Raw genomic sequence first — 8,656 nt, forward strand, 5'->3', positions numbered from 1 at the left:
TCGCAGCTCGGCCAGGACGCGGCCGTGCGTCACGCGTGCTCGTTGCGGCCGCCGAGGTAGTCGAGCTTGCCGAGTTCGACGCCGCTGTGGCGCAGGATGTCGTACGCGGTCGTCACGTGGAAGAAGAAGTTGGGCAGCACGAAGTTCAGCAGGTACGACTGGCCGGTGAACTCGATCGGGCCGACGCGCATCTTGAGCACCACCTGGCGCGTTTCGCTGCCGTCGATCTGCGCGGCCTCGAAGCTCTTCAGGTAGTCGATCGTCTTCTGGATGCGCGCATTCAGTTCGTCGAACGTCTGCTCGACGTCCGGATAGCTCGGGATGTCGACGCCGGCGAGCCGCGCAGCGCAGCCCTTGGCCGTGTCGGTCGCGATGTACACCTGGCGGACGAGCGGCAGCATGTCCGGATAGAGGCGCGCGCCGATGAACACCGACGGGTCGATCTGCTTCTCGGCCGCATGCGCCTGCGCCTTGCCGAGGATGTGCTGCAGGTTGGTGAGGCCGCGGATGAGGACGGGCAGCGAAGCCTGGTACATCGAGATGGACATGGGACGACTCCTGGAGGAAAAGGGGCAGCCGGTACGCGGCGCACCGTGTGTCGCGGCGCCGAAACCGCTGCCGTTGCATCTTAGCGCGACGCGATGACCCGTGCGCGTCGTTGGCCGTCAGGCCAGGTGTCGGGGCGCACGGGGGGCGGCGAGCGGAAGCGAAAGGCGTGGTTTCGAGCGGCCGTGCAGATCGGCGTCCACTGGCGGGCTGACGGCGGGGCGCGAAGCGAAGCAGGGGATGGGCACGACGGACGGTGAGCGCCGGAAACAGGGAGAGGCGGCAGCGCCCGGACCACGCCGGGCCGAACCGCCATCCGCCAGTCCGCAACCGAACGACCGCGAACAATCAGTCCTGATGCACGCCCTGCGATGCCGACAGCATCCGTTCGACATACCGCGCGATCATGTCGATTTCGAGATTGACCTTGTCGCCGGCCTTCACGTGGCGCAGTGTCGTGACCTCGACTGTATGCGGGATCAGGTTGATCGAGAACTCGCAGCCGTCCGCGCGATCGTCGACCGTGTTGACGGTCAGGCTCACGCCGTTGACCGTGATCGAGCCCTTGTATGCGAGATAGCGGCCGAGCTCGCGCGGCGCGACGATCCGCAGCTCGTGCGATTCGCCGACCGGCGCGAACCGCGTCACGGTGCCGAGGCCGTCGACATGGCCCGACACGATGTGCCCGCCGAGGCGGTCGTGCGCGCGCAGCGCTTTCTCGAGGTTCACTTCGCCGGGTTGCGCGAGCCCGACCGTGCGGTTCAGGCTTTCGCGCGACACGTCGACATCGAAGCCGGTTTCGGTCTTTTCGATGACCGTCATGCACGCGCCCTGGATCGCGATGCTGTCGCCGAGCGCGACATCGGCCAGGTCGAGCCCGCCGGCCTGCACCGTCAACCGCACGCCCGCGTCGGGCGACGCGCCGAGCGGGTTGATCGATTCGATGCGGCCGACGGCCGCGACAATTCCGGTAAACATCGTGACGGCTCCGTTCAATGGGTGGCGGCAGGCGGCGCGACGCGCGCGAGAATCCGCAGATCGTCGCCGATCCGCTCGACGCTGTGGAACGCGAGCCGTGTGCGCGCGTCGAGGCTCGCCGGCGCGGCGAGGTCGAACATGCCGGCCGCGTCGCTGCCGAGCAGGCTCGGTGCGAGATAGACGAGCAGCTCGTCGACGCACTGCTCGCGCAGCAGCGAACCATTCAGCTTGTGGCCGGCCTCGACATGCAGTTCGTTGACGCCGCGCGCGCCGAGCGCCGCCAGCATCGCGGGAAGGTCGACCTTGCCGTGCGCATTCGCGAGCGGCACGATTTCCGCGCCGCGCGACTTCAGCACGTTCGCGCGCACTTCGCCGGCCGCATCGAGCCGGCCGCAGAAGATCAGTAGCGGCGCACCTTCGAGCAGGCGCGCGTCGAGCGGCAGGTCGAGGCGGCTGTCGACCAGCACGCGCTGCGGCTGGCGCGGCGTGTCGATGTCGCGCACCGTCAGGAGCGGGTTGTCCTCGCGCACCGTGCCGATCCCGGTGAGGATCGCGCATGCGCGCGCGCGCCATGCGTGGCCGTCGAGGCGTGCGGCCTCGCCGGTAATCCACTGGCTTTCGCCGGACGGCAGCGCGGTGCGTGCGTCGAGCGACGCGGCCGTCTTCATCCGCACCCACGGGCGGCCGCGCGTCATCCGCGACACGAAGCCGATGTTCAGCTCGCCCGCTTCGTTCGCGAGCAGCCCGCAGCGCACGTCGATGCCCGCGTCGCGCAGCATCCCGAGGCCGCGCCCCGATACCTGCGGGTTCGGGTCTTCCATCGCCGCGACGACCTTCGCGACGCGCGCGTCGATCAGCGCGTTCGCGCACGGCGGCGTGCGGCCGAAGTGGCTGCACGGCTCGAGCGTCACGTATACGGTGGAGCCGGCGACGTCATGGCCGCGCGCACGCGCGTCCTTCAGCGCCTGCACCTCCGCGTGGTCCTGGCCGGCCGGCTGCGTGAAGCCTTCGCCGATGACGTTGCCGTCCTTGACGATCACGCAGCCGACGCGCGGGTTCGGCGCGGTCGTATACATGCCGCGCGCCGCGAGCGTCAGCGCGCGCTGCATGTGGGCGAAATCGGTATCCGAGAACATGCGCGGTCCCGGGTCAGGCGGCGAGGGCCGCGAATGCGCGGCGCGCGGCCGCGAGCGTCGCGTCGATCACCGCGTCGTCGTGCGTGCTCGACACGAAGCCGGCTTCGTACGCGGACGGCGCGAAGTACACGCCTTCGTCGAGCATCAGGTGGAAGAAGCGATTGAAGCGCTCGGTGTCGCTCTTCGTGACTTCCGCGAAGCTGGTCGGCACGCGCTCGGCGAAGTACAGGCCGAACATCGCGCCGATCGAGTCGGCCGCGAACGGCACGCCGGCCGCGCGCGCTTCGGCCGCGAGGCCATCGGCGAGGCGCTTCGTCTGCGCGGTGAGCGTGTCGTAGAAGCCCGGCGCCTGGATCAGCTGCAGCGTCTTCAGGCCGGCCGCCACCGCGATCGGGTTGCCCGACAGCGTGCCGGCCTGGTACACGCCGCCGAGCGGCGCGAGGTGGGCCATGATGTCGCGGCGGCCGCCGAACGCGGCGGCCGGCATCCCGCCGCCGATCACCTTGCCGAGGCAGGTGAGGTCCGCCGTGATCCCGTAGTGTTGCTGCGCGCCGCCGAGCGCGACGCGGAAACCGCACATCACCTCGTCGAAGATCAGCACGGCGCCGTGCTTCGTGCACAGCGCGCGCAGCGCGTTCAGGAATTCGGGCGTGCCGCGCACGAGGTTCATGTTGCCCGCGACGGGCTCGACGATCACCGCGGCGATTTCATCGCCGAACGCGCCGAACGCTTCTTCCAGCGCGGCGACGTTGTTGTATTCGAGGACGGTCGTGTGCTTCGCGATGTCGGCAGGCACGCCGGCCGACGTCGGGTTGCCGAACGTCAGCAGGCCCGAGCCGGCCTTGACCAGCAGGCTGTCTGCGTGGCCGTGGTAGCAGCCCTCGAACTTGACGATGCGGCTGCGGCCCGTGAAGCCGCGCGCGAGACGCAGCGCGCTCATCGTGGCCTCGGTGCCGCTCGACACCATCCGCACCTGTTCGATCGACGGCACGAGCTTGCAGATTTCCTCGGCGATCTCGATTTCCGCCTCGGTCGGCGCGCCGAACGAGAAGCCGTCGGCGAGCACGTTCTGCACGGCCGACAGCACTTCCGGATGGACGTGGCCGACGATCATCGGGCCCCACGAGCCGATGTAGTCGATGTACTGCTTGCCGTCGGCATCCCAGAAGTACGGGCCCTGTGCGCGCGAGACGAAGCGCGGCGTGCCGCCGACCGAACGGAAGGCGCGCACCGGCGAGTTGACGCCGCCCGGAATGGTCTTCTGGGCGCGTTCGAAGAGGATCTGATTATTGGACATGAGCGAAACCTGCGAGAGAAGGGTGCGGGGCCTGTGCACGGGCCGCGGCGCCTGGGCGGAACTATCCGTCCGATTGTACCGGAGACGCGCGGGGCGGGCCCGTCGGGCGGTCTGCGGCCTTTCGGCGCGTCGGGGGACAGGCGTGCGCGAACGGCGAGGGCGGGCCGGATCCGGCTTCGACCCGCTTATCGCGGCGACTTGCGCTTGCCGGTCAGCTCGGCCCAGCGTTTTTCCAGCGGGCCTTCGACCATCGGCTTGATCGACGTGCCGGAACTCTGCGCATCCCAGGTCTGCACCGAGTACGGATGCACGCGCAGCGCGTCGCGCGGGATCACGACGTCCTGGTGGGCGTCGACCAGCCAGTCGTAGACGAAGTCGATGCATAGCCGGTAACCGCGCCGGGTCGCCGGATCGGGCACCTCGTAAGGCGCGCGCGTCACGTAGCCGGAGCCGAACACGCCCTTCGGTTCCTTCGCGACGCGGTGCAGGAACACGCGGTCGCCCGGCAGGATGCCGCGTGCGAAGCCGCAGCCCCACACGTCATGCACGGCCTCGCCGGCCTTCACGCGCGCGGCGACGTCGGGCAGTTCGGGCCACGGCCATTTCTTGGGGCTCCAGATCAGCAGGAAAGCGGTCATCGGTTCGGTCGTCGTGTCGATTTGATCAGACGAGAAAAACGGGGAGCAGCAAGCTTAATCGAATCCACACGCGAATCCGCACGCGAACTCGCGCGACACCGGCCGTACGGGCGCTTGCCGACCGTGCGCGGCACACGCGCCGGCGGCACGCGAAAAAGTTGCGCGTACAATCGTGGGCCTGAGCGCCGTCCGCGGCGCGGCCTCCCGTCTTCACCGCCACGCGCGCCCCGATGCGCGCGGGCCTCCATTGCGGATACCCATGTCCCACGTCGTCCGGCGCCGGCCCGATGCCCGGCTGATCCTGTTGCTCGGCGCGCTCGCCGCCTGCGGGCCGATTGCCACCGACATGTACCTGCCGAGCCTGCCGTCGATCGCCGCCGGCTTCTCCGTGAGCCCCGGCGCCGCGCAGCGCACGCTGACGAGCTTCATGGCCGGCTTCTCGATCGGCATGCTGCTGTACGGTCCGCTGTCCGATACGTGGGGCCGCCGCCCGGTGCTGCTCGGCGGCATCGCGCTGTTCACGCTCGCGAGCATCGGCTGCTTCGTGTCGGGCTCGATCGACATGCTGATCGTCGTGCGCTTCCTGCAGGCGCTCGGCGCGGGCGCCGCGTCGGTGCTCGCCCGCGCGATCGCGCGCGACGCGCACGAGCCGACCGACGCGGCGAAGGTGCTGTCGATGGTCGCGATCGTCACCGCGGTCGGGCCGCTGCTTGCGCCGCTGATCGGCGGGCAGATCCTGCGCTTCGCCGGCTGGCGCGGCGTGTTCGTCGTGCTGGCCGCGTTCGGCGCACTGTGCGCGGCGACCGCGTATCTGCGCGTGCCCGAAACCTGGCCGAAGGAGCGGCGCAAGAGCGCGGCCGTGCTCGCATCGTTCGCGTCGTACGGGCGCATCCTGTCCGATCCGGTCGCGTGGGGGCACATGCTGTGCGGCGGGATGGCGTTTGCGGCGATGTTCTCGTACATCACCGCGACGCCGTTCGTGTACATCGAGTATTTCCACGTGTCGCCGCAGCATTACGGGCTGCTGTTCGGGCTGAACGTCGTCGGGATCATGATCGGCAACTTCGCGAACACGCGGCTCGTCGGCCGTATCGGCTCGCTGCGCCTCATTGCCGCCGCGTCGCTCGTGAGCTGCATCGCGTCGCTCGCGGTCGCGCTCGTCGCGCTGACGGGGTGGGGCGGGCTGTGGTCGATCGTCGTGTGCCTGTTCTTCGTGGTCGGCGTGGTCGGGATCCTGTCCGCGAACTGCACGACCGACCTGATGCATCGCTACCCGCACAACGCGGGCGCGTCGGCGGCCGTGTTCGGTGCGATGCAGCTCGCGCTCGGCGCGCTCGCGAGCATCGCGATCGGCGCACTCGCGGACGGCACGCCGTTCGCGATGGGCGTGACGATCGGTGTGTCGGGCGTGCTGTGTTTCGCCGGGCGCTATCTCGTGCTGCGCTGGCATGGCCGCCCGGTGAAAGCGGGCGCCTGAGCGAAGGCCGCAATGGCCGCGGCATGAAAGAACGCCACCGCGCGATGCGTCGGTGGCGTTCTTTTTCGGGCGATCGGAGCGCGGCGAGCGCCTGACCGTGTCGAGCGTCAGTCGCGCGCGACGTCCTTCGCCGCCGGCGATGCGCCGTGGCTCAGCCAGTCGAGCACGTCGGCCGTTTCGTCGTCGCTCGCCCGTGCGCGTGCCTGCGCGACGGCCTCCGGCAATTCGCCGTTGGTCGACGCGCGACGGATCGCGACGCCGACCGCGAGGACGTCGATCATCAGCAGATGCAGGATCCGCGAGATCATCGACAACTGCGACTCGCGCATCTCGATGTGGTCGGTCTCGAGCGCGACGGTCGCGCGCTTCGCGAGCGGCGTGTTGCTCGACGTGATCGCGATCACCTTCGCACCGGCCTGCATCGCGACCTCGAGCACGCGCAGCAGCTCGGGCGCGCGCCCCGACTTCGACACGGCGACGATCACGTCGCCCTTGCCGAGCAGCGCGGCCGACGCGGCCTGCATGTACAGGTCGCCGTACGCGATCGTCGGAATTCCGAAGCGGAAGAACTTGTAGTGCGCGTCCTGCGCGACGATGTTCGAATTGCCGAGCCCGTAGAACTCGATGCGGCGCGCGCCGTTCAGGATCTCGATCGCATTCTCGACGTGCTCGAAGTTCAGGTGTTCGCGCAGCTGCAGGATCGCGGACACCGTGTTGTCGAGCACCTTCGCGCCGAAGTCGGTGGCCGTGTCGCCGAGATGCACCTGGCTGTGGCTCATCGGAATCGTGCCGGTGAGGCCGGTCGCGAGCTTCAGCTTGAAGTCCGACAAGCCCTGGCAGCCGAGCGAGCGGCAGAAGCGGATCACCGTCGGCTGGCTCACGTCCGCCTTGCGCGCGATGTCGACGATCGGGTCGTTGATGATCGAGCGCGGATGGTTCAGCGCGAGATCGGCGACGCGGCGCTCCGCCGGCGTCAGCGCGTCGCGCATCTGGCGAATCCGCTCGAACACCGCCGACGACGCGCCGCCCGAACGGTTCGACAACTGCTCCGCGAGAATCGCCGACACGCCGAGGAACGCCGGATATTCGGCGGTGATCAGGTAGGTCGGGATGTTCTGGAGATACTGCGTGAAACGGCCCTTCGCCTCGAAGCGCGCGCGGAACGACGAGCGCGTGAACAGTTCGCCGAGCTTCAACGCGACGCCGCCGCCGATATAGACGCCGCCGAGCGCGCCGAGCGTGAGCGCGATGCTGCCCGCGAACGCGCCGAGAATCCCGCAGAAGCATTCGACCGTCTCGAGCGCGAGCGCTTCGCCCGCATGGGCGCGCTCGACGATCTCGACCGTGTCGACGCTCGCGGCGACGCGCTTCTTGTCGCGCGCGGCGAGTGCACGATAGATGATCTCCATGCCGGGGCCGGCGCACACGCGTTCGAACGACACGTGCGGAAACTTCTTGCGCGCGTACTGCAGCACCAGATCCTCGCGTTCGTCCTGCGGCGCGAACGATGCATGACCGCCTTCGCTGCCGAGCGCGATCCAGCGATCGTCGGCCGGAATCAGGCCGGACACGCCGAGCCCGGTGCCGGGCCCGAGCAGCCCGATCACGCTGTTCTGCCGGCGCGTGCCGCCGCCGATCTGCACGCGTTGCGCATCGGTGAGGCCGGGCAGCGCCATCGCGAGCGCGGTGAAGTCGTTGACGACGAGCAGCGTGTCGAAGCCGAGCGCGCGGCGCGTCGCCTCGATCGAGAAGCTCCAGTCGTGATTGGTCATCGTGACCTGATCGCCGTCGACCGGGTTCGCGATCGCGATCGCCGCGTGGTTCACGCGGCTGATCTTCACGTCCTTCAGATACTTGCGGATCGCGTCGGTGATCGTCGGGTAGTCGGCGCCGGGATAGACGCGGATCTGCGTGATCTCGCCCGGGCCGGTTTCCAGCGCGAAACGCGCGTTGGTGCCGCCGACGTCCGCGAGCAGGCGCGGGCCGTCGGCATGCTGGGCCACGACGACAGCCTTACTTTGCGCACCAGTAGACATCGAGCTTGGTCCCCTTGTCGTTGGCCAGGTGGGAAATCGCGTTCTTCTGCAGCGTTGCGGCGGCGGCGTCGAGCACGTCGCGTTTGCGGCTGCCCGCGATCAACAGGAAGAGCCGGTCGACGCGCTTCAGCGCATCGAGCGAAAAGCTCACGCGCGCATGCGGCGCGGCGCCGGGATGTACGGCGACGAAGCGCTCGGGCGTCGCGATCGCGTGATCCCATTCGGGCGCGTCCGCGAAGATCGACGCGGTGTGGCCGTCCTCGCCCATGCCGAGCACGGCGACGGTCGGCACGCGGTAGTCGGCGTTCGCGTTCAGCGCGGCGACGTGCGCATCGAGCGCTGCGCGCGTGTCGACGAGCGGCAGGAAGCGGGCAGGGGCCGCCGCGTGCTGCAGCAGCGTGTCGCGCACCAGGTGCGCGTTGCTGGCCGCGTCGTCCTCCGGCACCCAGCGGTCGTCGACCAGCGTGACGTCGACGCCGGCCCAGTCGAGCGCCGCGTGCGACAGCGTTTGCAGGAACGGGCGCGGGCTCGTGCCGCCGGACACCGCG

At 69.4% G+C, this 8,656-nt stretch carries 8 protein-coding genes; 1 reads left to right on the top strand and 7 read right to left on the bottom strand.

What is annotated here, in order from left to right:
* Window positions 1-29 precede the first annotated feature (29 nt).
* The 5 genes from F3J14_RS31840 to F3J14_RS31860 all read right to left on the bottom strand — a co-directional run bounded on the left by F3J14_RS31840 (window position 30) and on the right by F3J14_RS31860 (window position 4,595).
* Window positions 30-548: a DUF1993 domain-containing protein gene (locus F3J14_RS31840; RefSeq protein ID WP_166726306.1), complete on the bottom strand. Its 519-nt coding sequence runs from the start codon at window positions 546-548 to the stop codon at window positions 30-32.
* Between the two features lie 346 nt (window positions 549-894).
* Complete coding sequence (locus tag F3J14_RS31845) at window positions 895-1,524, bottom strand: riboflavin synthase (protein ID WP_166726307.1); 630 nt, start codon at window positions 1,522-1,524, stop codon at window positions 895-897.
* Between the two features lie 14 nt (window positions 1,525-1,538).
* Window positions 1,539-2,660 carry a bifunctional diaminohydroxyphosphoribosylaminopyrimidine deaminase/5-amino-6-(5-phosphoribosylamino)uracil reductase RibD gene (gene ribD / locus F3J14_RS31850; protein WP_166726308.1) on the bottom strand — a complete coding sequence of 374 codons (1,122 nt, stop codon included), beginning with the start codon at window positions 2,658-2,660 and terminating at the stop codon, window positions 1,539-1,541.
* A gap of 13 nt (window positions 2,661-2,673) precedes the next feature.
* Entirely contained in the window at window positions 2,674-3,957 is a 1,284-nt protein-coding gene (gene hemL, locus F3J14_RS31855; RefSeq protein WP_166726309.1) for a glutamate-1-semialdehyde 2,1-aminomutase, read from the bottom strand.
* Window positions 3,958-4,142: 185 nt separating this feature from the next.
* The gene (locus F3J14_RS31860) at window positions 4,143-4,595 is read right to left on the bottom strand and encodes a hypothetical protein (RefSeq protein ID WP_011656194.1); all 453 of its coding nucleotides are present in this window, start codon (window positions 4,593-4,595) and stop codon (window positions 4,143-4,145) included.
* Window positions 4,596-4,854: 259 nt separating this feature from the next.
* On the opposite strand from F3J14_RS31860, the gene F3J14_RS31865 reads away from it, so the two are divergent.
* Complete coding sequence (locus F3J14_RS31865) at window positions 4,855-6,072, top strand: Bcr/CflA family multidrug efflux MFS transporter (protein ID WP_166726310.1); 1,218 nt, start codon at window positions 4,855-4,857, stop codon at window positions 6,070-6,072.
* 107 nt (window positions 6,073-6,179) lie between these two features.
* Here the strand turns inward: F3J14_RS31865 and F3J14_RS31870 are convergent, their stop codons facing one another.
* On the bottom strand, window positions 6,180-8,108 hold the full coding sequence (locus tag F3J14_RS31870) for a bifunctional transcriptional regulator/glucokinase (RefSeq protein ID WP_166726311.1): 1,929 nt from the start codon (window positions 8,106-8,108) through the stop codon (window positions 6,180-6,182).
* A partial coding sequence (pgl, locus tag F3J14_RS31875) for a 6-phosphogluconolactonase (protein WP_166726312.1) occupies window positions 8,086-8,656 on the bottom strand: 571 nt, incomplete at its 5' end. The genes F3J14_RS31870 and pgl, both read right to left, overlap by 23 nt.

The organism is Burkholderia sp. Tr-862 (genome assembly GCF_011753085.1).
In the GTDB taxonomy this organism is placed as follows: Bacteria; Pseudomonadota; Gammaproteobacteria; order Burkholderiales; family Burkholderiaceae; genus Burkholderia; species Burkholderia ambifaria.

Excerpts from the sequence above, each read along its gene's own strand:
- F3J14_RS31840 (WP_166726306.1), bottom strand. The coding sequence starts at position 548 with ATGTCCATCTCGATGTACCAGGCTTCGCTGCCCGTCCTCATCCGCGGC.
- F3J14_RS31845 (WP_166726307.1), bottom strand. The coding sequence starts at position 1,524 with ATGTTTACCGGAATTGTCGCGGCCGTCGGCCGCATCGAATCGATCAAC.
- ribD (WP_166726308.1), bottom strand. The coding sequence starts at position 2,660 with ATGTTCTCGGATACCGATTTCGCCCACATGCAGCGCGCGCTGACGCTC.
- hemL (WP_166726309.1), bottom strand. The coding sequence starts at position 3,957 with ATGTCCAATAATCAGATCCTCTTCGAACGCGCCCAGAAGACCATTCCG.
- F3J14_RS31860 (WP_011656194.1), bottom strand. The coding sequence starts at position 4,595 with ATGACCGCTTTCCTGCTGATCTGGAGCCCCAAGAAATGGCCGTGGCCC.
- F3J14_RS31865 (WP_166726310.1), top strand. The coding sequence starts at position 4,855 with ATGTCCCACGTCGTCCGGCGCCGGCCCGATGCCCGGCTGATCCTGTTG.
- F3J14_RS31870 (WP_166726311.1), bottom strand. The coding sequence starts at position 8,108 with ATGTCTACTGGTGCGCAAAGTAAGGCTGTCGTCGTGGCCCAGCATGCC.